This window comes from Longispora urticae (assembly GCF_053902585.1).
This window is the reverse complement of the sequence record NZ_JAQZSH010000004.1, coordinates 1-23625: the sequence shown is the minus strand read 5'-3', so window position 1 is coordinate 23625 and position 23625 is coordinate 1. Positions and strand designations below refer to the sequence as shown.

The window sequence follows — 23625 nt, the reverse complement described above, 5'->3', positions numbered from 1 at the left end:
CCCGGACACGGTACTGGACAGATCAAGCGAGTGCTCGTGGATGCGCCGAGGCGTACACCTCGCGGAGCCGCTCCACGGTGACCAAAGTGTAGATCTGTGTGGTGGTCACGGAGGCGTGACCGAGAAGTTCCTGGACGACCCGGACATCGGCCCCGCCGTCGAGCAGGTGGGTGGCGTAGGAGTGCCGGAGCGTGTGGGGGCTGATATCGGAGGAGATTTCAGCTTTTTCCGCCGCCCTGCGCAGGATCGTCCACGCCGACTGCCTCGACAGTGGAGTCCCCCGGGCATTCAGGAAGAGTGTCGGATTTCCGCGTCCGGCCGCCGCGAGGGTCGGACGGCCCCGGACGAGGTAGGCCTCCAGGGCCCGGCGCGCGTACCCGCCGACGGGGACGAGCCGGGTCCGGCCGCCCTTGCCGTGCAGGGTCGCGACGCCCGCTGTCAGATCCACGTCATCCACGCAGGAGCCCACGATCTCGGAGATCCGGGCGCCGGTGCCGTAGAGGAGTTCGAGGAGCGCCCGGTCGCGCAGGCCCCGCGGGGTGTCGTCGCCGGCCGCCGCGAGGAGGCGTTCGACGTCGCCGACCGGGAGCGCCTTCGGCAGCCGCCGGGGGGTACCGGGCGGCTTGACGTCGCGGGCCGGGTCCACGGCGGACAGCCCGTCGCGCACGGCGAACCGGTGCAGGCCGCGCACGGCGCTCACAGTCCGGGCGGCGGAGGACGCCGACAGCTTCGGGTGCTCGGCGTCACCCTCGCGCAGCCGGGCCAGGAACTCGGTGATGTGCGCCTCGGCGACCTGGGCGAGGTCGGTGACCCCGACGGCGTCCAGATAGGCGGTGTAGCGGGTGAGGTCGCGCCGGTAGGACGACAGCGTGTTGGCGGCCAGGGCGCGCTCGACGGTGAGGTGGTCCAGATAGCCGGACACCGCCCGGGACAGTGCCCCGGGCGGTGTCGGTTCGATCATGCGACGAGGGTACGTCATCCGCCGTGCCCGCACGCCGTGCTCGCCGGACGGGGTGGGGATGACGCGCGCCCGGCCCGTCCGCCTCACCGGAGCGAGGTGGACGGGCCGGGCGCGTGGTGCCGGTACCCCGATGAGGTGGTTGATCTGGCTCTTAGGCCAGGGCGTCCTCGAGGGTGAGCAGGCTCATGCCGGTGGCCTCGGCGACCGGGCCGTAGGTGACGTGGCCGGCGTGGGTGTTGAGGCCCAGCGCGAGGGCGCGGTCGTCGCGGAGCGCCTGCTTCCAGCCCTTGTTGGCCAGCTCCACCGCGTAGGGCAGCGTGACGTTGGTCAGCGCGTAGGTGGAGGTGTGCGGCACCGAGCCGGGCATGTTGGCGACGCAGTAGAAGACCGAGTCGTGCACGCGGTAGACCGGGTCGGCGTGCGTGGTGGCCCGGGAGTCCTCGAAGCAGCCGCCCTGGTCGATGGAGATGTCGACGAGCACGGAGCCCGGCTTCATCCGGCTGACCAGCTCGTTGGAGATCAGGGTCGGGGCCTTGGCGCCCGGCACCAGCACGGCGCCGATGACCAGGTCGGCCTCCAGGACGGCCTTCTCGATCTCGAACGCGTTGGACGCGACGGTCTGCAGGTGACCGCGGTAGATCTCGTCGGCCTGGCGCAGCCGCGCGATGTTCTTGTCGAGGAGGGACACCTCGGCCTGCATGCCCAGCGCGATCGTCGCGGCGTGCTTGCCGGACACGCCGGCGCCGATGACGACGACCTTCGCCGCGTGCACGCCGGGGACGCCGCCCATCAGGACGCCGCGGCCGCCGGCCGGACGCATCAGGTGGTACGCGCCGACCTGCGGGGCCAGCCGGCCCGCGACCTCGGACATCGGGGCGAGCAGCGGCAGCGAGCCGTCGGGCAGCTCGACCGTCTCGTAGGCGATGCCGGTGACCTTCTGGGTCACGAGGGCGTCGGTGCACTCCTTGGAGGCGGCCAGGTGCAGGTACGTGAAGAGGACCTGCCCCTCGCGCATCCGGTGGTACTCCTCGGCGATGGGCTCCTTGACCTTGAGGATCAGGTCACCGGTGGCCCACACGTCGTCGGCGGTGGGCAGGATCGTGGCGCCCGCCCCCGTGTACTCCGCGTCCGTGATCGACGAACCGGCCCCGGCGCCCGCCTCGATGTACACCTCGTGCCCGTTGCGGACGAACTCGTGCACACCGGCGGGAGTGATAGCCACCCGGTACTCGTGGTTCTTGACCTCGCGCGGGATTCCGACCTTCACCTGACAGCCCCTTCGATCTTGGACACGGCGTCATTGCCGCCTGTAACTGCGGAGTCTAGGACGCAGGCGGCCCGGTAACCCGTGACAGACCGTAACCTTCTTGGGGTTGGGCTTGTCGATGTGTAGCCCTCGTCCAGATCAACTTCGCGGTTCCAGCATATCTTGAACAGATTTGTCGGATATTAGGTGAGCCCGTGCCCCCTGATATCACACGTACGGTGGAAGCGCCGACCGGAGAAATCCCCTAAGGTCATCCCCCGTGACCGTTCCTCCGTTCGGGGACGAGGACACATCACCACACACTTCGGTCGTCACGAGGTCACACTCAGTGACGACACCTGACCTCAAGGATTCACTGTGACTCAGCCCGCTGGCAAGGACAACACCCAGCTCTTCGGCATCCTCGGCATCGTCATCGGCCTGCTGTGCTGCTCGCCGGCCGGTATCGTTCTCGGCGTCCTGTCGATGAACCAGGCCAAGAAGAACGGCAACTCGCCGACCCTCGGCTACGTCGCCATCGGCGTCTCGGTCATCGGCCTCATCGGTGGCCTGATCTACGCCGTCTCCCGCTAGTCACACACGACGCCGGTGGCGGCGGTCCCTCCCGGGGCCGCCGCCACCGGCGTTTCCGCACCCAGGGCACGCGCACGCGCCACCCGCCCGCTCCCGCTGGTACAACAGTCGTGTGCGCACGAGGCAGCCCTACTGGCAGAACTACTGGTACGACCTGCGCCTGCGCGACGAGGGCGCCGCGTCGTTCGACCCGCTGGGACCCGGCTGGCCGCAGCGGATCCCGAACACGTGGCTGGCGACCCGGTCCGTGGTCGACTTCGCCACCCGGGTCCTCACCGACGCCGTGGACGAGCTCGACGACCTGCGCGGCGAGCTACGGATCCTCGTCTACACCGAGGCCACCCCCGGGCCGGACACCGAACCGGTACTGGTCCGCTCGATCGAGCTGCCGGGCCGGGCCCGGGGGCGCCACTGAGCGCGACACGGGGTCGTCACGCGGCCCCGGCGCGCCACTCCCCGACGCCCAGCCGGTACAGCACGTGCGGGCGGACCCGGCTGCCCTCCGGCACCATCGGGTGCTCGAAGTCCTCCGCCGGGTCCCGGCGCATCCCGAGCCGGCGCATCACGGCCATCGAGCGCTCGTTCGACCACGCCGTCATGGACACGATCTCGGCCAGCCCGCCCTCGGTGAACCCGAACGCCAGCGCCGCCCGGGCCGCCTCGGTCGCGTACCCGAAGCCCCAGCCGTGCCGGGCGAACCGCCAGCCCACCTCCACCGCCGGGGTGAACGGGGCGGCGAACGTCGCCGGTTGCAGGCCGGTGAAGCCGAGGAACTCCCCCGACTCCCGCAGCTGCACGGCCCACAGCCCGTAGCCGTTCGCGTCGAAGGCGCCCTCGATCCGGTCCACCATGGCGTCGCTGGTGGCCCGGTCCTGCACGGACGCGAAGTGTTCCATCACCTCCGGGTCGGCGTTGAGCGCCGCGAACGGGCCCCGGTCGTCATCCCGCCACCGCCGGAGCAGCAGCCGGTCGGTCGTCAGCTCAGGTCCACGCATCCGACCAGGCTAGCCCGGCGGCCACCGCGCGTGGGGTACCCGAGGGCCGCCCAGTCCTGGAAACCGCCGATCAGGTCGGTGGCGTCGAGCCCCAGCGCGCGCAGGCTCGCCGCGGCCAGGGAGGACGCGTACCCGCCGGAGCAGAACACGATCACCGGGCGCTCGTAGGACGCCTCCGGCAGCCGGGCGTCGCTCTGGGGGTCCAGGCGCCACTCCAGGACGTTGCGTTCGATGATCAGCGCGCCGGGGATGTGGCCCTCGGCGGCGCGCTGGGCCACCGGGCGGATGTCCACGAGCAGCGCGCCGCGTTCCACGGCGTCGGCGGTCGCGGCGGAGTCCAGGCGGCGCAGGTCGGTCCGCGCGGCCTCCAGCAGCTCGTCGATGCTCACCACGCCTCCCCCTCGCGGTCGACGCCGAGCACCCGCAGGCCGTCGCCGTCGAGCTCGTAGCGGGTCATGGTGGTCAGGCGCGGGGCGTAGACGTGCACGGACAGGGCCGGCTCGGTGCCGCGGTTGGTGAGGCGGTGCACGTGGTGCGGGCCGAAGTCGACCGTGGCGCCCCGGCTGTGCGACTCGACGGCGAACCGGCCGCCGTCGGGGTGCTGCTCGATCCGGCCGGACGTCGGGCCGTCCTCGGGCAGCTCCTCGGTCAGGGTGCCGGCTACCACCGCGAACGCGCCGGCCGCGCCGCCGTGGTCGTGCAGGTCCGTGCCCTGCCCGGGGCCCCAGGTGATCAGCCACACCTCGTGGTGCTCGTCGGCGGCGATCCGGGAGTACCAGCGCTGGTCGGGGTCGACGCGGGGTGTCACCGGCCAGGTGGCGGGGTCCGCCGCACAGGCGCGGGCGAGCTCCGCGAGGTCGAGTACCGATGTGCTCATCCACCTGCCCCTTTCCGCCGACGATCTCCGTACGAGAGAGAGTAACCCATAATCCCTACCGAAGAAGTAGGGAACTCTCGGAAAGAGGGAGGGCCCGGTCACTACCGGGCCCTCCCCCCACACGTCAGACCGCGCGCAACGGCTTCCAGTCCAGGTCCCGGGCGCGGGCCGCGGCCAGCACCCCCGCCAGGCACGCGCCGTTGGTGATCTCCCCCGACAGCGCCATCGCGCACGCCTCGTCCAGGTCGATCCAGTGCGTCGTCATCCCGGCCTCCTCGTCCGTGCGGACGTGCCGCTCGGACTCGGGCACGGCCGACAGGCCCCGGGCCAGGTACAACCGGATCCGCTCGTCCGAGCAGCCCGGGGACGGGTTCAGGTCGACCAGCAGCGCGTAGTTCGCCGCGACCAGGTCGGCCTCCTCCGCGAGCTCGCGGGCCGCCGCGTCCACCAGGGGCTCGCCGGGCACGTCGATCAGCCCGGCCGGCAGCTCCCAGAGCACCTTCGCGACCGGGTGCCGGTACTGGCGGACCAGGAGGACCCGGCCCTCCTCGTCCACGGCCACGACGCCGACCGCGCCGACGTGGCGCATGTAGTCACGCCGGGCCACCCCGCCGCCGGGCATCCGGACCTCGTCGGTGACGACGTCGAACATCCGGCCCTTGAAGTGCTCGACCTGACCCAGTACCTCGAAATCGGTCATTTCTTGCCCTTGGCCGCAGCCGGGGCGGCGACCGGTGCCGGGGCCTGGTAGGCCAGCGCCGCCGACACGAACGCCGTGAACAGCGGGTGCGACCGGGTCGGCCGGCTCTTGAGCTCCGGGTGCGCCTGGGTCGCGACGAAGAACGGGTGCAGCTCGCGGTCCAGCTCGACGAACTCGACCAGCTTGCCGTCCGGCGACGTGCCCGAGATGCGCAGGCCCGCCTTCTCCAGGGTGTCGCGGTAGGCGTTGTTCACCTCGTAGCGGTGCCGGTGCCGCTCGGACACCTCGGTGGTGCCGTACGCCTCGGCGACGAGGGAACCCTCGGTCAGCACCGCCGGGTACGCGCCCAGGCGCATCGTGCCGCCCAGGTCACCCTTGCCCGCGACGATGTCCTCCTGGTCTGCCATCGTGGAGATGATCGGGTCGGTGGCGTTCTCGTCGAACTCCAGCGAGTTGGCCCCGGCCAGGCCGGCGATGTCGCGGGCGACCTCGATGGACATGCACTGCAGCCCCAGGCACAGGCCCAGGGTCGGGACCCTGTTCTCCCGGGCGTAGCGGATCGCGCCGAGCTTGCCCTCGATGCCCCGGACCCCGAAACCACCCGGGATCAGGACGGCGTGCACGCCCGCCAGGGCCTTCTTCGCCCCCGCCGGGGTCTCGCAGTCATCCGAGGCCACCCAGCGCAGGTTCACCCGCGCGTAGTTGGCGAACCCGGCGGCCCGCACGGCCTCGGACACCGACAGGTACGCGTCCGGCAGGTCGATGTACTTACCGACGAGTGCCACCGTGACCTCGTGCTTCGGGTTGTGCACCCGGTCGAGGAGGTTGTCCCACGCCTTCCACTTCACGTCCCGGAACGACAGGTTGAGCCGGCGCACCACGTACGCGTCGAGGCCCTCCTTGTGCAGCACCTTCGGGATGTCGTAGATGCTCGGCGCGTCGGGGGCGGCGACGACCGCCTCCTGGTCCACGTCGCAGTACAGGCTGATCTTGTGCTTGAGCTTCTCCGGGATCTCCCGGTCGCTGCGGCACACGATCGCGTCCGGCTGGATACCGATGTTGCGCAGCTGCGCCACCGAGTGCTGGGTCGGCTTGGTCTTCAGCTCGCCCGACGGCGCCAGGTACGGCACCAGGGAGACGTGCAGGTAGAAGCAGTTGTCCCGGCCGATGTCGTGCCGGATCTGCCGGATCGCCTCCAGGAACGGCAGCGACTCGATGTCGCCGACCGTGCCGCCGACCTCGGTGATCACCACGTCGGGGGCCCTACCCGTCTCGTCCGGGTCGGCCATGGCCCGGATCCGGGCCTTGATCTCGTTGGTGATGTGCGGGATGACCTGGACGGTGTCGCCCAGGTACTCGCCGCGGCGCTCCTTGGCGATCACCTCGGAGTAGACCTGACCCGTGGTGACGTTCGCGCCACGGTAGAGGTCACGGTCCAGGAACCGCTCGTAGTGACCGATGTCGAGGTCGGTCTCCCCGCCGTCCTCGGTGACGAAGACCTCACCGTGCTGGAAGGGGTTCATCGTGCCGGGGTCGACGTTCAGGTACGGGTCCAGCTTCTGCATGACGACCCGCAGTCCGCGGGCGGTCAGGAGATTGCCGAGACTCGAGGCGGTGAGGCCCTTACCGAGCGAAGAGGCGACGCCCCCGGTGACGAAGATGTGCTTGGGCGTGCGAGCCGTAGCGGCCAAGACCTGCTCCCGTGGTCGTATCGGGCGCGGTTCGGATCCGCGCATCCCACGGGGTTTCAGCCTAGCAGTACCTCGCTGATCAGGGGCTGAGTGGTCGACGCTCGGCCGGATGGGGTATTTCCACCGGTTTAACGGCAGGTTGCTCGCCGGTGTGCGGCTCCTCGACGTGACGAACGACGCGCAACCCGGCCAACAGGAGCACCGGCACGACCGTCGCCGCCGCCGCGCCGGCCGCCATCACGCCCCCGCCGTCCAGGAGGCTGCCCAGGAGCGCGGCGGCCATCGCCCCGTACACGCCGCCCCGGACGGCCGGATGGAGCCCGTACACGCGTCTGAGGCCACCCCACGGGCGCAGCAGGACGAAGTAGCCGTACACCCCCGCCGCCAGCGCCAGCACCGTCAGCGGACTGGTGACGAACGCCACCACGTTCGCGCTGCCGAGCCGCTGGAAGATCACCTGGCCCTGGCCGGCCTCCGCGAGCAGCCGGCCCACGTTCCCGCGCTGCTCCGCCGGCCGCGACAGGTCCACCGCCACGAACAGCACCGTCACCACCGAGCCGGCCAGCACCGCCCCGGCCAGCCGGGAGAACGTCAACCAACCACCCCGGGCCAGCGCCGCCGCCACGCACACCCCGACCATCAGGGCCACCGCGCCACCCGGGTCCGAACCCAGCGGGGGTGCGCCGACCAGCAGTACCCCCGCCAGCCCCACGCCCAGCACCACCCACGCCCGCCGGCGGCGGGGCACCAGACGCTGCGCCAGACACGTCGCCCCCAGCAGCAGGCCGGCCGCGAACACGCCCAGCCCGATCGTGCCGATCCCCGCGTAACGGACCCCGGCCAGCGTCGAATAGCCCGCCACCCCGTTGAGCTGCAACCGCGAACCGGTGAGCACGTCCACCCCGACCACCGTCGCCGCGATCGCCGCGACCAGCGCCAACGGCCCCAACGGCCGCCGGCCCCACTTCGAGAACCACACCGCCGCCGTCAGCCCCGCCAGCACCACCAGGCCGATCGCCGCGAACCACCGGTCCGGGTTCGCCGTCCGCCACCACGGCACCAGGTCCGCGACCAACGCCGCCGGGATCGCCAACGCCGACGCCAGCAGCGCCACCTCCAGCACCCGCAGCAGCCCGGCGGGCGGGGGCGGCGACGGATGCCGGCGCCGGGTCCGCCGCAACCACCGCAGAATCGGCACCATCACCACCATGAGCAGCAGCTGCACGCCCACCAGCGTCAGGAAGAACCGGTCGGCGACCCGACGCTGGGCCCCCGCCTCCCGGTCCGCGTCATCGAGGTCGCGCACCGCGTCGGCCAACGCCGCCGGCCGGTCGTCCCCCGCGCGCGCCACCGGCTGCCCGATGAACAACGTCGCCGGCCGCGCCCGGCCCAGCATCCGCAGCACCGTCGGCGCCACGTCCACCAGCTGCAGGTAACCCGGCCGGTTCGTGCTCGGCGACACCAGCCAGCCACCACCGAAGCCCGGGCCGTCCACGATCGCCACGTGCAGCCGGGACGGGGCCTGGGTGTCGGCCACGCCCACCACCGTCACCAGGGACTTCGCCGGCCGGGCCGCCAGCACCTTCGCCGCCGTCGCGTCCACCCGGCGCGCCGCGGCCTGCCGTTCGGAGCCCTCACCGGCGACCGTGCCCGCGTCCACCACGGACAGCACGCACTGGGCCAGGGCCCGCTTCAGGTCGGCGGGCGGCTCCGCCGCGTACCGGTCCACCCGGCCCGCCGACCGCGCCATCGCCACCGCGGCCCCCGGCCCGATCGCCGTACTGCACCGCACCGACTCCGCCAACGCCCCCGGCCGCGCGCCCCACGGCCGGCCCGTGTTGTGCTCGTCCACCGCGATCTGGTCCGCCACGAACGCGCCCTCGCCCTGCGCCTCCAGCGGCACCGACCACGCCGGGCAGGCCGCCTTGTCCGGCGACAGCGGCGGCCGTTCGGCGAAGTTGCCCGCCCCCAGCGTCAGCCAGCCGTCCAACGGGCAGGTCAGCGACCGGGCCGACCGCGCCGACAACGCCCCGATGGAGCCGCCCTCCGCGAGCTTCCACAACGTGGGGGTGTCCGTCGGGTTCAGGTCGTCCCAGCGCAGGCCGGCGGCGCCGATCACGACGGCGTACTCGACCTCGGCGGGTTCGGCGACGGCCGGCGACGGCACACCGACCAGCACGCCCACGACGGCGAGCACGGTCAGCGCGAGCCGGCGCAACGGGCCGGAGGGTCGTGGCAGCGTCATCAGGAGCCGGTCAGCTCCCGGTAGCAGGCCTCGGCCTGCGCGACGGTGTCGGCCTCCGACGGCCAGGTCGCCGCCCGCACCCGACCGCGCTCCACCTGCCGCCCGGCCTTGTCCGCGTCCCCCAGCAGCCCCGTCACGGCCCGGTCGAGCGCGTCGACGTCCCCCGGCGCGATCAGGGTCGCCCCGTCACCGAGCAGCCCCGGCAGCCCGCCGACGTTCGTCGCCACCAGCGGCACCCCCGCCCGCAGCGCCTCCTGGGCGAACAGCTGCCGCGCCTCCCACACACTCGTCACGACGGCCAGGTCGGCCGCCGCGAGCAGGTCGGCCACATCGCCACGGTGCCCGAGCAGCGTCACCGGCGCGCCCGCCTCGGCGATGGCCGCGCGCAGTTCCGCCTCCGCCGGGCCGGAACCCGCGATCAGCACCCGGGTGTCGGGCCAGCGCCGGGCCGCCTCGATGAGCGTCCCGTACCCCTTCTGCGGGTGCAGCCGACCCACAGACAAGATCACATTCTTCTCCGGGTACTCCTTCCGCAGAGCAGTACCCTCCCCCACCGGCAACGGCGGCGCCCCCACCGGCGCGAGCCGCACATCGCGCCCGCCCAGCTCCAGCACCCGGGCCACCAGGTCGTCGGACACCCCTAGGGTCATGGTCGCCCGCCGGGCCACCACCCGCTCCAGGGCCGCCAGCACCTTCGCCTTCGGACCGGTCTTGTCCAGCACCTGGTTGTGCCACGACACCACCAGCGGCTTCGCCCCCGCCAACGCCGCGACCAGCCCGGCCCGCAGCCCGTGCGCGTGCACCACGTCCGGCCGCATCGCCCGCAGCTCCGCGCGCAGGTTCCACACCGCCACCGCGTCCTTCGGGTGCGGACCGGCCGAGATCTCCACCGGCCGGAACAGCGGGAACCCGAACCGCTCCCCGACGGCGCGCGGGCCGAACACGACCACGCGGTGGCCGGCGGCGGTGAGGCCTTCGACGAGGGAGGCGACGTGCTTGCCCACCCCGCCGGTACTGGTCGCGAGCACGAGCGCGATCTTCACGACGGACTTCTCCTCCGTGTTCGATGGGGACCTGATATCGGCCCGGGGTGGTACGGAGCCCCGCCGAACAGCATGCCCGGTCCGGACGCCTGTTCAGGTCCCGGGGTCACCCGACGCGCCCGGAACCCGGCCGACCCGGGACCCGGCGCGCCGCGAACCAGCAGCTCGGCCACCGGATCGCCGCAACGTCGACCGGCCGGGAGGAAACAGGTCGGGCACCCATTCCCCCGGCCAACGCACGCGTTCGTCCCGCCAGAATCCCCGACCCCGGTGAAGTCGTGCCGGCCCGGCAGGGGGCCCGAGCCGTCAGACCCCGGAGTGCTCCGCGTCCGACGCCGACCCGTCAGCGGTCCGCCGCGTACCGGCCGCACCCGCCTTCGCCGCACGGGTCCGCTTCGCAGCGCCCCGGGCCTGCTTCGGCGCGGCACCGACCGCGTCCGGACCAGCGGTCGCGTCCACCGGCTCCGACGCCGCGTCCGTGTCGACCGGCTCCGTCCTCGCCGTCGTCCCGACCGCCACGATCAGGTCCCCGGTCAACGACGCCCCGTCGTCGACCACCACGGTCTCCTCGACCACCGGATCCACCGCCGGCACGTCGGTGACCGGGCGGCGGCCCCACATGTCCACCGCGTTCAACGCCGGCGTCCGCGCGATCACCTTCGTGAAGCTGATCCGCTCGCTGGCCAGGGTCAGGCCGGCGATCCCCGCGAGCAGCACCCCCCGGGTCAACGGCCCGCTGCGCGCCGCGATGGCCAACCCCAGCAGGGCGCCCAGCGCGTTGGCCCCCGAGTCGCCGAGCATCACCCGCTCGTCCAGGTCGTCGGGCAGCAGCACCCCGGCCGCGCCGAGCGGACCGGCGACCAGGCCGGCGGCCGGCCCCACGGCCAGCGGCGCGCCGACCAGCAGCCCGACCTTCAACGCCCGACCGGGACGCAGGTCGAACAGGTTCACCAGGTTCGCCATACCGGCGATGACACCGGCGCCGAGAAGTACGTGCGCCGCGCCGCCCAGCTTCGAGCGGCGGGGCCCGACGCCACGGCCGGGACCGGTACCCCTCGACAACAGTGCGGACGCGGCCAGCCCCGCGACACCGATCCCGCCGATCTTGACCATGCCGCTGGTGACCCGGCCCTGCTTGAGGGCGGACAGATGACCCCGGAAGCCCTTCGTGGCCTTCTGGTCGGCGTCGACGCCCGCCATGTCGTCGTAGAGGCCGACGGCGCCCGCGCCCAGCCCCGCGGTCAGGGCGGCCACGGCCACCGGGGCGCTCGCCGCCCCCACCGCCGCGGTGGTGGCCGCCGCGACCGCGAGCGCGGGGCCGGAGGCCAGGCTCAGGGTGCGGCCGCGGTGGTTGGTCCGGTCGAGCCCGGGCCCGGCCGGGGAGGCCATCAGGGCGCGGAGCGTGGCCTGGGCCAGGACCGCTCCCGCCCCGGCCAGTGCCAGTCGTCCGGCGATCCGTCGCGCCCGCCCCATCGTGACCTCCCGGTGCTGTCGCTACTTCTTCTCGGTCTTCGGTGCGAGGCCGCTGGCCCCGCCCGCGATGCCGTAGTGCCCGGGATGGCCGGCGAGTTGTTCCACCAGAGCCATCACCGTCACGAGCTGCCCCACGGCACCGGACACATTGTCCACGGTGGAGACGGACTTCGACAGCGCCGGGTCGCCCCGCAGGACGCCGATCACGTTGCCGTCGCCGCTGGCGTTGGGGGCGGCCACCACGATCGGGGCCGGCTTGTCGAACTGTTCGGCCACGGCCACCACGGCGTCGTTGCGCTTGCTGGCCTCCCGGTCCGTGGACGGCGGGCCGCTGACCAGCACCACGGCCTCGGCCGTCTCGGTGATCTCCCCCGTGACGGTGAGGAACCGGTTGGTACTGAACGCCGCCAGAACCGTCGAGCGGGCCTCCTTCGGCACCACCGGGTTGTGGTCGAGCAGGACCGCCGCGAGCAGCGCCGCCGCCGACTCCGCCCCGTACGAGCTGGTCAGCGGGTCGGTGATCTCCTTCGGGAGCACCTTGCTGACCTGGTCGACGAGCAGCGGGTTCTTCGCCGGGTTCGTGAACTCGTCGGTGATCGAGATCCGGCCGGTGACCTTGGCCCCGGCGATCTCCAGCATCCGCCGTACCCCGTCGACCTGCTCGGTCTTCGCCCCGGAGATGTCGACGACCAGGACCCGCTTGCCGGCCAGCTTGCCGGTGAGCACGGTCGGGGCCAGCTCCTCGACGAACTGTTCCTGCTTCTTGAGCTCCTCCTCGAGGTGCCCGACCTGGTCGCGGAGGTTCTCGTTCTTCTTCGACAGGGAGTTGACCTGGTCGCTGAGCGAGTCGGCCACCGGACCGTTGAGCGCGGTGGTGCCGAGCACCAGACCGATCGCCAGAGCCAGGAAGACGGCGGTCATGGAGACCACGTGGTACCGGAAATTAATCAAGAGAACAGCCTCTGTACCGAGAAGATCAGGTTGTCCCACCACTCTGCCACGACGTTGAGGAACGTCCGGCCGACCGTGGACACGGCGAACGCGGCAGCCATGGCCGCGAGCGCGGAGAGAATGAGCAGCAGCAGGGAGGACGCGGAGATGTTCTGCCGGTACAGCCGGGAGACGCCCTTCGCGTCGACCAGCTTGCCCCCCACCTTCAGCCGGGTCAGGAACGTCGACGCCATGCCGCCGCGACCCTTGTCGAGGAACTCCACGAGCGTCGCGTGCGTACCCACGGCCACGATCAGGGTCGCGCCCTTCTCGTCGGCGAGCAGCATCGCGATGTCCTCGCTGGTCGCCGCCGCCGGGAACGTGATCGCCGGCACGTTGAGCCGCTCCACCCGGGCCATGCCGGGCGCCCGCCCGTCGGGGTAGGCGTGCACGACGACCTCCGCCCCGCAGCGCAGCACGTCGTCGGACACCGAGTCCATGTCCCCGATGATCATGTCGGGGGTGTAGCCGGCCTCGACCAGCGCGTCGGCCCCGCCGTCCACGCCGATCAGCACCGGCTTGAACTCGCGGATGTACGGCCGCAGCACGTCCAGGTCGGCCTTGTAGTCGTACCCGCGCACCACGATCAGGCAGTGCCGCCCGGACAGCTGGGTCGCCACGTCCGGCACGCCCATGCCGTCGAGCAGCAGGTGCCGCTCCTGACGCAGGTACTCCATCGTGTTGGCGGCGAACGCCTCCAACTGCACCGACAGCCCCTCGCGGGCCTCGGCCATCGCCCGGGCCACCGACTCGGTGTCGTGGCGCACCCCGACGGAGATCTTGTCCTCGCCGAGGAAGACGACGTTGTCCTCGATCCGGATCGTCGCACCCTCGCGCAGCCGCTGGAACGCGTCCTCGCCCAGGTCGTCGATCAGGGCGACCCCGGCGGCGATCAGCACCTCGGGGCCCAGGTTCGGATACCGGCCGGAGATCGACGGCTTCGCGTTGAGCACGGCGAGCACACCGGACTCCACCAGCGAGTCGGCGGCGACCCGGTCCAGGTCGACATGGTCAATGAGCGCGATGTCACCCGGGCGGAGCCGGCCCGCGAGCCGCTTCGTCCTACGGTCGAGTCGCACCGGTCCGGTAATCACGCCCGCCTCGACCGGACGGGTGCGCCGCAGCGTGGGTAGCCTCATTGAGACCCATCTTGGCACTTCAGGGCGACCGTTGCCGGCCGCGACATGCGCAGATGGGCGAAATCATCATGTATGCCTCACCCACCGTACGAGGACATCGCACCTACGTTAACGCAACGCGGCCAGCACCTGCCCGGCGCATCAACGCGAGCCCGCCGCAACGGCCCGCCCGGGCGGCCCGACACGGCCCGGGCAGAACGACCCGCCTCAGCCGGGACATCCCCGCATCGCCAGCAGGCAGTGACGACCCGCACGGTCGACACCACCAGAACACCCCCGAAACGCGACCAGGGCTCCCGCACCCGCCCACCGACCACGGCCAGGGTGTCTCCGCCTCTCGACTGCGACCAGGGACACGCCGTAACACCTCAGCGCAGCAGCGCCTTCTCCGCCGCCGCCACCGCCAGCAGCTCCTCCGCGTGCGCGATCCCCAGGTCGGAGTCCGGCATACCGGCCAGCATCCGGGCCAGCTCCCGGGCCCGCTCGCTGTCCTCCACCACCCGCACGCCACTCGTCGTGACCACGCCGCCCGTGTCCTTCGCCACCATCAGGTGCCGGTCCGCGAACGCCGCCACCTGCGGCAGGTGGGTGACCACCAGCACCTGGTGCCGGCTCGCCAACCGGGCCAGCCGCTTGCCGATCTCCACCGCCGCCCGGCCACCCACCCCCGCGTCGACCTCGTCGAACACCAAAGTCGGCGGCCCACCGGAACCGGCGAACACCACCTCGACCGCCAGCATCACCCGGGACAGCTCACCCCCGGACGCGCCCTTCTGCAACGGCAACGCCGGAGCGCCCGGGTGCGCCACCAGCCGCAGCTCCACCTCGTCCACCCCGTCGGAGGCCGCGCCCATCTCCGTACCGGCCACGACCAGGACCGCCTCGCCGCGACCCGCCGGCCGGGGCAGCACCACGACCTCGATCCGCGCGTGCGGCATCGCCAGCCCCGCCAGCTCCACCGTCACCGCCGCCGCGAACCGCCCGGCCGCCTCCGACCGCGCCGCCGACAACCGGCCCGCCAGCTCCGCCGCCTGTTCCCCGAGCCGGTCGCGCTCCTCGGCGAGGGCCGCCAACGCGTCGTCCGACACGTCCAGCTCCCCCAGCCGGGCCGCCGCCTTCTCCGCCCACGCCAGCACGCCGTCGATGTCCTCCGCGTACTTCCGCGTCAGCATCCGCAGCGCGTTGCGCCGCTCGTAGATCGCCGCCAACCGGGTCGGGTCCGCGTCGAGCAGCGACACGTACGTGCCCAGCTCGCCCGCCACGTCCCGCACCAGGGTGTGCGCCTCGGCCACCCGGGCCGCCAGCTCCGCCAACCGGGGATCGACCTCGGACTGGCCCTCCAGGGCGCGCAGCGCCTCACCCAGCATCGTGGCCGCGTCGAAGGACTCCACGTCCTCCGTACCCGTCAGGGCCATGTGCGCCGTCGTCGCCGCCGTCCGCAAACCCTCGGCATGCTCCAACCGCCGGCCCTCGACCAGCAGCTCCTCGTCCTCGCCGGGCTCCGGGGCCACGGCCGTCACCTCGGTCAGGCCCAGGCGCAGCAGATCCGCCTCCTGGGCGCGCTCGCGGGTCGACCGGCGCAGGTCCGCCAACTGCTCGTCGGCGCGCCGCCAGGCGGCGAACACCTCCCGGTACTCCGCGAGGAGCTTGTCGTGGTCGGCCCCCGCATACCGGTCCAGGGACGCGCGCTGCTCCGCCGGCCGCAGCAACCGCAGCTGGTCGGACTGGCCGTGCACCGCCACCACCTGCTCGCCGATCTCCCCGAGCAGCGTCGCCGGCACACTGCGCCCGCCGACGTGCGCCCGGGACCGGCCCTCGGCCGTCACCGACCGCGACAGCAGCAGACTGCCGTCGTCGTCACACTCGGAACCCGCGTCGGCCACCCGGGCCGCGACCGCCTTCGCGACCGCCCCGGTCAGGCGCAACCGTCCTTCCACGACGGCCCGGCCCGCGTCGGAACGCACCCGACCGGCGTCGGCCCGGCCACCCAGCAGCAGGCCGAGGCCCGCCACCACCATCGTCTTACCCGCCCCGGTCTCGCCGGTGATGACCGTCAGGCCCGCCGACAAGGGCAGCACGGCGTCGTGGATGACGCCCAGTCCGGTGATGCGAAGCTCCTCCAGCACACCGAGAACCCTAGCCCGTCGGTACGACAAAGAAGAATCAGTCCGCCCCACCAGCGGGAATCGCCCGGCCGACCCGGAGCATTCCGCCCACGCCGGCACCAGCTACCCCGGAACACGGGCACCGGGACGGCCGCGGACACCCGGCAGCTGGCCCGAAGAGCCGCCCGCGACGGCGACACCGACCGCCCGACGTCACCAGGACGCGCCGCCCCAGCCGGGCACCCGCCGTCCGGCGGGTCAGTGCTTGGCGTGCCCCGCGCCCCGCCACCCGTCCACCGGCAACCCGAACTTCGCCACCAGGCGGTCCGTGAACGACCCCGGCCGCAACCGCGCCACCCGCACCGGCAACGCACCCCGCCGCACCGTCACCTCACTGCCCGGCGGCAGGTCCCACACCCGCCGACCGTCGCAACACAACACAGCGAACGTGGTGTACGGCTCCACGCCGATCCCGATCGTCGACGTCGGCGCGACCACCAACGGCCGGCTGAACAGGGCGTGCGCGCTGATCGGGCACACGATGATCGCCTCCACGTCCGGCCACACGACCGGCCCGCCCGCCGACAGCGCGTACGCCGTCGAACCCGTCGGCGTGGCCACCACCATCCCGTCGCAGCCGTACCGCGACAGCGCCCGGCCCTCCACCGACAGCATGACCTCGAGCATCCGCGCGCGGTCGCCCTTCTCCACGCTGACCTCGTTGAGCGCCCAGGACTCGGCGATCACCTTCCCGTGCAGGCTCGCGGTGACGTCGATGGTCATCCGCTCGTCCACCGTGTACGACCGGGTCACCACGTCCTTGACCGCCTGGTCGATGTCCCCGATCTCGGCCTCCGCGAGGAAGCCCACCTTGCCCAGGTTGATCCCCATCAGTGGCGCGCCCACCGGCCGGGCCAGTTCCGCGCCCCGCAACAGGGTTCCGTCCCCGCCGAGCGCGAACACGATCTCCACCCCGTCGGCGGCCCCCGCGTCCGCCGGCACCGCGACCGTACCCGGCAGCTCCAGGTCCCCGGCCTCCTCGACCAGGACCCGGACCCGGAATCCGGCCGCGCCCAGGTCCTGCGCCACCGTCCGGGCGTGTTCGGTGTTGGTCCGTTTGCCGGTGTGCGTGACGAGCAGCGCTTCTCTCATGACTCCCCGCCCTCGATCGACCCCGAACCGTCCACGGACCCGTCGGCCGCGCCACCAGGCCCGCCGCCGGCCCCGGCACCAGAACCAGCCGCACCGGCCCCGGCCTCCTCCGGCCCGACCAGCCCCACGACCCGCGCCACCTCCTCCGGATCCACCGGAGGCGCCCCCCTACGCAACCACAGGAAGAACTCGATATTCCCCGAAGGCCCCGGCAGCGGACTCCGCCCGACCCCGGCCACCCCCAGCCCCAACGCGGCCGCCGACGCCGCGACGTCGAGCACCACCTCCGCGTGCAGCTTCGGGTCCCGCACCACACCGCCCGGGCCGACCCGGTCCTTGCCCACCTCGAACTGCGGCTTGACCATCGGCACCAGGTCGCCGTCGGGCAGGGTGCAGGCGGCCAGCGCCGGCAGTACCAGTCGCAGGGAGATGAAGGACAGGTCGGCGACCGTGAGGTCCACCTGCCCCCCGATGTCCTCCGGCGTCAGGGTCCGCACATTGGTCCGGTCGTGCACCTGCACCCGGTCGTCGGTGCGCAGCGCCCACACCAGCTGCCCGTACCCGACGTCCACGGCCACCACCCGGGCCGCCCCCGACCGCAGCAGCACGTCGGTGAACCCGCCCGTGGAGGCGCCCGCGTCCAGGCAGCGCTTCCCCTCGACCGTCAACGCCGGGAACGCCGCCAGGGCGCCGGCCAACTTGTGCCCGCCCCGCGAGGCGTACTCCACCCCGCCGCCCTCCAAAACCCGGATCGCGTCGGCCGGGTCCACGGACGTCGCCGGCTTGGTCGCCGCCCCGCCCCGCACCTCGACCCGACCGGCCGCCACCAGCTCGGCGGCGTGCTCCCGGGACCGGGCCAGGCCCCGGCGGACCAGCTCGGCGTCGAGCCGCGCGCGCCTGGCCATCAGCTCTCGTCGACGCTGGCGAGGGTGTCCTGCAGCGCCCGGTGCACGGCCTCGAACGCGGTGACCTGCTCGGCGAGCGGCTGGGTGGCCGCGTCGTCGAGCAGTGTCAACGCCTGGTCGACGCGCGCGTCACCCGTGCTCTCAGACATCGGCGGCAGCGGCCTTCTTCGCGACGGTCTTCCTGGCCACGGTCTTCTTGGCGACCTTCTTGGCCGGCGCGGCAGCGGAGCCGTTCGCAGCGGCAGACGCGGCCACCGGAGCCGGCCCGGCCTTCTTCGCCGCGGCCTTCGTCTCGGCGGACGGCTTCACCGCGGCCGGCTTCACCGGACCCGTCGCGGACTTCTTCGCGGCCGCCAGACCCGTCTTGGCAGCGGGCGCCTTCTTCGCGGCGGAAACCTTCTTCGCGGCCGGAGCCTTCTTCGCCACAGCGGCCTTCCTCACGGGAGCCGCGACCGGAGCAGCGGCCACCGGAGCCTCCGAAGCCGCGGCCCCGCCACCGGCCGTCGCCGCCCGCAACTTCCGCTCCAGCTCCTGCACCCGGTCGGTCAGCTCCGCGACCTCCTCGGCCGTCGCCAGCCCCACCCGGCCGAGGGCCCGGTCCAGCTCGTACCGGACCAGCTTCCCGACAGCCTCCCGGTTCGCCAGACTGGTGGAGATCAGCTCCTCCGCGACCGACTGGGCCGCACCGGCCTTCGCGCCACTCTCCGCGACAAGCTTCTTGGCGATCTTCGTCGCCTTCTTCTTGGACGCCTCGGTCAAGCCGAGCGCCAGTTCCAGGTACGCACGCACAGCATCCTGCACAGCGGCCACCTCCCTCAAGTCTCGGGTCATCACCCGCCACGCTACCGAAGAGTCATTCCGGTAGCGTCACCGATCGGTGAGTTGTCGGATCAAGGGGGGTTTCATGGCGACCGTGGACGAGTGCCGCGCGGCACTGGGGCGGCTCGACGCCAAGCTGGCGGCCAACGCGGAGAAGGTGGCGCAGAAGGTCGCGCTCGACCGCCCGATGGCCTGCACGATCAAGGACCTGGGGGTCTCGTTCCACTGCCGGCTGGCCGAGGGCCGGCTGCACGACATCGCCGACGGCGACGACCCGAACGCCAAGATCCGGCTCACCGCGACCAGCGACGACCTGATCGCCCTGGTCGACGGCGAGCTCCCGTTCGCCAGCGCCTGGGCCAGCAACCGGCTCTCGGTGAAGGCGAGCTTCACCGACCTGCTCAAACTCAGGACACTGCTCTAACGGGTACTGGAGAACAGCGCGCCCAGATCCTCGCCCACGTACGTCGGACGCTGATCTGCCGGCGCGCTCTCCACATCCGCCCGACCGTGCACCCCGGTCAGCACGAGCAGACTGTCGAAGCCGACCCGGTGCGCACCCGCGATATCGGTGTCCAGCCGGTCGCCGACGAACAGCGGCCGGCGGGCGCCCCGGGCCGCGGCGGCCGCGAGCAGCAGCGTCGGCTCGGGCTTGCCCACCACCACGTCCGGCCCCCGACCGAGAGCCGTGGCCAGCGCGGCGACCAGCGCGCCGTTGCCGGGCAGAGGTCCCCTCGGCGACGGCAGGGTGGCGTCGGTGTTCGTGGCCACCCACAGCGCGCCGCCCCGGATCGCCACGCTCGCCTCGGCCAGGTCGGTCCACCCGACCGTCAGCGCGTAGCCCTGCACGACCGCCTCGGCCAGTCCCGCCTCCAGGACGGGCACCAGGTCCACGGCCGCCACCTCGGCGCGCAGCGCCGCGGAACCCACGACCAGCACGGGGGTACCGGGCGGGAAGCGCTCCGCCAACAGCCGCGCCGCCGCCTGCGCCGAGGTGACGACCTCGTCCACGTCGGCGGCGACCCCGAGCCGGTTGAGGAGCGCGGCCACCTCGGCGGCCGCGCGCGACGCGTTGTTCGTCACGTACCCGACGGGCACCCCCGCCGCGCGCAGCCGGGCGATCGCCTCGGCCGCGCCCGGTACGGGCTGTTCCCCCAGGTACACGACGCCGTCCAGGTCCAGCAGGACGGCGTCGTACCCCTCCACCAGAGTCGTCACCGCGACTCGGGCTTCTTCACCTCATCCGTCGGGTCCGCGACCACCTCGGGGGCCAGGAACGGCGACGTGCTGGGCGGGCCGCTGGCGCGGGGAGCCTCCACGGGCTCCTCCTCCCCACCGGCGAACGGCTTCTGCGCGGAGACCTCGGCGACCGGCTTCTTCACCGCGGCCGGCGCCTCGACCTGCTCGGCGGCCTCCTCGTCGGCCTCCTCGTCGTCCCCGGCCCCGTCGGCGTCCTGGCCGGCGACGTCGTCGAGCTCGTCGTCGTCCTCGTCGGCCTCGTCCTCGTCGGAGCCCGCGACATCGTCGAGGTCCTCGTCGTCGGCGAGGAGCTCCTCCTGCTCGGCGATCTCCGCGTCGGACAGCGCCTCGGGGCCGTCCGGGTCGAAGTCGTCGTCCTCGTCGTCGTTCAGCTCGACCCCGTCGAGTTCGAGCAGCCGGTCGGCCGCGTCGGTCTCGCCCTCGGTGTCGGCCACCGCCGCCTTCGCGAACCACTCGTACGCCTGGTCCCGCTCGCCCGTGGCCAGCAGGATGTCCGCGTACGCGTACCGCAGCGGGCCCGCCTCCAGCGCGTCGTCCGCGCCGTCGAGCTCGGGCACCCGCAGCATCGCGAGCGCCGCGTCGGCCTGCTCCATGTCCAGCCGCGCGCCGGCCGCCACGATCAGCAGCTCGATCTGCTCGCTGCGGTCCAGCACCGACTGGTCGGTGTTGCGGTACAGGTCGATCGCGCGCTCCGGCCGGCCCTGGGCCCGCTCGCAGTCCGCGATCATCGCGATGTGCGTCTGCTTGCCACTCAACCGGTGGTACGTCCGCAGCTCGGCGATCGCCAACTGCCACTCCGCGCACAGGTACGCCGCGATGCCGACCGCCTCGCGCACCGCCGGGATCCGGGCGGCCAGCCGCCGGGCCACGAGGGCGTGCTCCAGCGCCTGCTTCGCGTCCACGTCCACCAGCTCGCCGGTGGCGACCAGACGGGCGGCGACGGCGTCGGCGAGCCCCTTGCCGAGCGACTTCAGCTCGTCGCGCACCTCGTCGTCGAGGTCCGCCGGGTCGATGCCCTCGGGCAACGGCAGCGTCTCCGCCTTGGGGCCGTCATCCCCGTCGTACCGGCGCTCGGTGCGCGGCACGGCACCCTGCGCGTTGTTGTACGCCGGACGGTCGCCAGCGGGCCGGTCGTCACGCCGCGGCGCCCGGTCGTCCCGGCTACCGAAGCCGCCACGGTCGCCGGTCGGACGACGGTCGTCGCCACCCCGGTACCCCGCACCGGCGGGCCGGTCACCGTCGCGACGCGGACGGTCGTCCCCGCCACGGAAGCCACGCTCGCCACCGGGGCCACTCGGGCGCCCACGGTCCTGGAACCCGGGCCGGTCGCCACTGGGACGGCCCTGGTAGCCGCCACGGTCGCCGCCACCGGTCGGCCGGTCACCGAAGTCCCGACGCGGACGGTCCTCGCGGTTGCCGAAGCCGCCGCGGTCCCCACCCGGCCGGTCACCCTCGCGGCGCGGACGGTCGTCCCCACCACGGAACGGCGGACGGTCACCCGTCGGCCGGCCCCGGTCCTGGAAGCCCGGACGGTCACCGCTCGGACGGCCCTGGTAGCCGCCACGGTCGCCGCCACCAGTCGGACGGTCGCCGAAGTCCCGACGCGGACGGTCATCACCGCCACGGAACGGGGGCCGGTCATCTCCACCCCGGAACGGCGGGCGGTCGCCACTGGGGCGCCCCCGGTCCTGGAAGCCGGGCCGGTCGCCGCTGGGGCGCCCCCGGTCCTGCCAACCCGGACGGTCCCCACCCTGGCCGCCGCTGGGGCGCCCACGGTCCTGGAACCCGGGACGGTCGCCACTGGGACGACCCTGGTAGCCGCCACCGGAGGGCCGGTCACCGAAGTCCCGACGCGGACGGTCGTCCCCGCCACGGAACGGCGGACGGTCCCCACCCGGACGGTCGTCCCGGCGCGGCCGGTCATCGCCCCCCCGGAACGGCGGACGGTCACCCGTCGGCCGGCCCCGGTCCTGGAAGCCCGGACGGTCACCGCTCGGACGGCCCTGGTAGCCGCCACCGGAGGGCCGGTCACCAAAGTCACGACGGGGCCGGTCGTCCCCACCCCGGAACGGCGGACGGTCACCGGTCGGCCGGTCACCGAAGTCACGACGCGGACGGTCATCGCCGCCACGGAACGGCGGGCGGTCGCCGCTGGGGCGTCCCCGGTCCTGGAAGCCGGGCCGGTCGCCGCTCGGGCGCCCACGGTCCTGCCAACCCGGACGGTCCCCACCCTGCTGACCACCACGGAACCCGCCACCGGTCGGCCGGTCGCCGTCCCGACGCGGACGGTCGTCCCCACCACGGAACGGCGGACGGTCCCCACTGGGGCGCCCACGGTCCTGGAAGCCGGGCCGGTCGCCACTGGGACGGCCCTGGTAGCCGCCACCGGAGGGCCGGTCACCGAAGTCACGACGCGGACGGTCATCGCCCCCACGGAACGGCGGACGGTCGTCTCCACCGCGGAACGGCGGACGGTCCCCACTCGGGCGTCCCCGGTCCTGGAAGCCAGGCCGGTCGCCACTGGGGCGCCCACGATCCTGCCAACCCGGACGGTCCCCACCCTGCTGACCGCCACGGAAGCCACCGCCAGTGGGCCGGTCACCGGAATCACGACGCGGACGGTCATCGCCGCCACGGAACGGCGGACGGTCCCCACCCTGGCTCGGACGGCCACGGTCCTGCCACCCCGGGCGGTCACCGGCCGGCGGGCGGGACTGGTGCCCACCGGAGCTGCCGTGCTCGAAACGGCCACCGCCGCCGTCGCGGCGCTCCGGGCGTCCGCCCCCGGTCCTGTCGGGTCGGCCAGCGGCCCCACCCCGTCGGTCATTGCCGCGATCGTCGCGTTGGTTCGGAGACTCGGAGCTCACTGGTATGTCCTTCCCGACGCGGTTCGCGTCGACCTGCGTATCCACCTCAGCCGCCCGCGGGCGGCTCCGTGGCAGTCACTGTTCACTTGCCAATCCAGTGAACAACCCTACCTGGCCTGCATCGATCGCCAGGTGAGCTGTCCAGAAACGCCAACAGGGGCTGCCCGAAGGCAGCCCCTGTTGGGAAAAATTGTCCGGCGGCGTCCTACTCTCCCACCCCGTCCCCAGGGCAGTACCATCGGCGCTGAAGGGCTTAGCTTCCGGGTTCGGAATGTGACCGGGCGTTTCCCCTTCGCTATGACCGCCGTAACTCTCTCAGAACAACAGCACCCGCACTGTTCTCATCCGGGGATGAGAATGGTGGGTGTTGTTTTCTGTGAACCGTATAGTGGACGCGACATTACTTTAGGAATGTTGGTGGTGAAGTCCTCGGCCTATTAGTACCAGTCAACTGAACCCGTTACCGGGCTTACATTTCTGGCCTATCAACCCAGTCGTCTAGCTGGGGGCCTTAACCCTCTAGGGGTGGGATACCTCATCTTGAAGCAGGCTTCCCGCTTAGA

General features: G+C 72.8%; 20 protein-coding genes, 2 rRNA genes and 2 pseudogenes. 3 read left to right on the top strand and 21 right to left on the bottom strand.

The features are described from left to right. Window positions 1-22: 22 nt before the first annotated feature. Together xerD and ald are read right to left on the bottom strand one after the other, a co-directional pair. Entirely contained in the window at window positions 23-961 is a 939-nt protein-coding gene (gene xerD, locus PT931_RS02605) for a site-specific tyrosine recombinase XerD (protein WP_456244090.1), read from the bottom strand. Window positions 962-1112: 151 nt separating this feature from the next. Further along, entirely contained in the window at window positions 1113-2228 is a 1116-nt protein-coding gene (gene ald / locus PT931_RS02600; protein ID WP_363731360.1) for an alanine dehydrogenase, read from the bottom strand. A 357-nt stretch (window positions 2229-2585) separates the two neighbouring features. Between ald and PT931_RS02595 the strand changes: the two genes are divergently transcribed. Next, window positions 2586-2801: a hypothetical protein gene (locus PT931_RS02595; RefSeq protein WP_456244089.1), complete on the top strand. Its 216-nt coding sequence runs from the start codon at window positions 2586-2588 to the stop codon at window positions 2799-2801. A gap of 112 nt (window positions 2802-2913) precedes the next feature. After that, window positions 2914-3216, top strand: a complete 303-nt coding sequence (locus tag PT931_RS02590) for a hypothetical protein (RefSeq protein WP_456244088.1) — start codon at window positions 2914-2916, stop codon at window positions 3214-3216. A 16-nt stretch (window positions 3217-3232) separates the two neighbouring features. Here the strand turns inward: PT931_RS02590 and PT931_RS02585 are convergent, their stop codons facing one another. The 15 genes and pseudogenes from PT931_RS02585 to PT931_RS02515 all read right to left on the bottom strand — a co-directional run bounded on the left by PT931_RS02585 (window position 3233) and on the right by PT931_RS02515 (window position 18917). Further along, a complete protein-coding gene (locus PT931_RS02585; RefSeq protein WP_456244087.1) occupies window positions 3233-3796 on the bottom strand; it encodes a GNAT family N-acetyltransferase in 564 nt (187 codons plus the stop codon). Next, a complete protein-coding gene (locus PT931_RS02580) occupies window positions 3778-4185 on the bottom strand; it encodes a rhodanese-like domain-containing protein (protein ID WP_456244086.1) in 408 nt (135 codons plus the stop codon). Before PT931_RS02580 ends, PT931_RS02585 begins: the two co-directional genes overlap by 19 nt. Then, window positions 4182-4673 (bottom strand): cysteine dioxygenase, encoded by a 492-nt coding sequence (locus tag PT931_RS02575; protein ID WP_456244085.1) that lies wholly within the window; start codon window positions 4671-4673, stop codon window positions 4182-4184. The genes PT931_RS02580 and PT931_RS02575 overlap by 4 nt, the downstream gene beginning before the upstream one ends. A gap of 124 nt (window positions 4674-4797) precedes the next feature. Then, the gene (locus tag PT931_RS02570) at window positions 4798-5373 is read right to left on the bottom strand and encodes an NUDIX domain-containing protein (RefSeq protein WP_456244084.1); all 576 of its coding nucleotides are present in this window, start codon (window positions 5371-5373) and stop codon (window positions 4798-4800) included. Continuing rightward, entirely contained in the window at window positions 5370-7064 is a 1695-nt protein-coding gene (locus PT931_RS02565) for a CTP synthase (protein WP_456244083.1), read from the bottom strand. The genes PT931_RS02570 and PT931_RS02565 overlap by 4 nt, the downstream gene beginning before the upstream one ends. 79 nt (window positions 7065-7143) lie before the next feature. Next, on the bottom strand, window positions 7144-9309 hold the full coding sequence (locus PT931_RS02560) for a hypothetical protein (protein WP_456244082.1): 2166 nt from the start codon (window positions 9307-9309) through the stop codon (window positions 7144-7146). Next, a complete protein-coding gene (locus PT931_RS02555; protein WP_456244081.1) occupies window positions 9309-10352 on the bottom strand; it encodes a glycosyltransferase family 4 protein in 1044 nt (347 codons plus the stop codon). The genes PT931_RS02560 and PT931_RS02555 overlap by 1 nt, the downstream gene beginning before the upstream one ends. Window positions 10353-10955: 603 nt before the next feature. Then, window positions 10956-11825 (bottom strand): annotated as a pseudogene (locus tag PT931_RS02550) (hypothetical protein); the annotation flags it as partial. Between the two features lie 21 nt (window positions 11826-11846). Further along, on the bottom strand, window positions 11847-12776 hold the full coding sequence (locus tag PT931_RS02545; protein ID WP_456244080.1) for a copper transporter: 930 nt from the start codon (window positions 12774-12776) through the stop codon (window positions 11847-11849). Continuing rightward, window positions 12773-13954: a putative cytokinetic ring protein SteA gene (steA, locus tag PT931_RS02540; protein WP_456244079.1), complete on the bottom strand. Its 1182-nt coding sequence runs from the start codon at window positions 13952-13954 to the stop codon at window positions 12773-12775. The genes PT931_RS02545 and steA overlap by 4 nt, the downstream gene beginning before the upstream one ends. 368 nt (window positions 13955-14322) lie before the next feature. After that, entirely contained in the window at window positions 14323-16080 is a 1758-nt protein-coding gene (gene recN, locus PT931_RS02535) for a DNA repair protein RecN (protein ID WP_456244078.1), read from the bottom strand. A gap of 237 nt (window positions 16081-16317) precedes the next feature. After that, window positions 16318-17211 (bottom strand): NAD kinase, encoded by an 894-nt coding sequence (locus PT931_RS02530; RefSeq protein WP_456244077.1) that lies wholly within the window; start codon window positions 17209-17211, stop codon window positions 16318-16320. Continuing rightward, window positions 17208-18116 carry a TlyA family RNA methyltransferase gene (locus PT931_RS02525; protein WP_456244076.1) on the bottom strand — a complete coding sequence of 303 codons (909 nt, stop codon included), beginning with the start codon at window positions 18114-18116 and terminating at the stop codon, window positions 17208-17210. The genes PT931_RS02530 and PT931_RS02525 overlap by 4 nt, the downstream gene beginning before the upstream one ends. Next, window positions 18116-18265, bottom strand: coding sequence for a hypothetical protein (locus PT931_RS02520; protein ID WP_456244075.1), 150 nt, complete (start codon window positions 18263-18265; stop codon window positions 18116-18118). Before PT931_RS02520 ends, PT931_RS02525 begins: the two co-directional genes overlap by 1 nt. Further along, window positions 18258-18917: a phasin family protein gene (locus tag PT931_RS02515; RefSeq protein WP_456244074.1), complete on the bottom strand. Its 660-nt coding sequence runs from the start codon at window positions 18915-18917 to the stop codon at window positions 18258-18260. The genes PT931_RS02520 and PT931_RS02515 overlap by 8 nt, the downstream gene beginning before the upstream one ends. Window positions 18918-19020: 103 nt before the next feature. Between PT931_RS02515 and PT931_RS02510 the strand changes: the two genes are divergently transcribed. Next, window positions 19021-19359: an SCP2 sterol-binding domain-containing protein gene (locus tag PT931_RS02510; RefSeq protein ID WP_363732906.1), complete on the top strand. Its 339-nt coding sequence runs from the start codon at window positions 19021-19023 to the stop codon at window positions 19357-19359. Window positions 19360-19370: 11 nt separating this feature from the next. Here the strand turns inward: PT931_RS02510 and PT931_RS02505 are convergent. From PT931_RS02505 to PT931_RS02490, 4 genes and pseudogenes are all read right to left on the bottom strand, one after another. Continuing rightward, window positions 19371-20153, bottom strand: a pseudogene (locus tag PT931_RS02505) (HAD-IIA family hydrolase); the annotation flags it as partial. After that, window positions 20150-21280, bottom strand: coding sequence for a hypothetical protein (locus PT931_RS02500; RefSeq protein WP_456244073.1), 1131 nt, complete (start codon window positions 21278-21280; stop codon window positions 20150-20152). The pseudogene PT931_RS02505 and the gene PT931_RS02500, both read right to left, overlap by 4 nt. A gap of 1974 nt (window positions 21281-23254) precedes the next feature. Beyond that, window positions 23255-23371: ribosomal RNA gene (gene rrf, locus PT931_RS02495) — 5S ribosomal RNA — on the bottom strand. 108 nt (window positions 23372-23479) lie between these two features. Continuing rightward, a 23S ribosomal RNA gene (locus tag PT931_RS02490) occupies window positions 23480-23625 on the bottom strand; the annotation flags it as partial.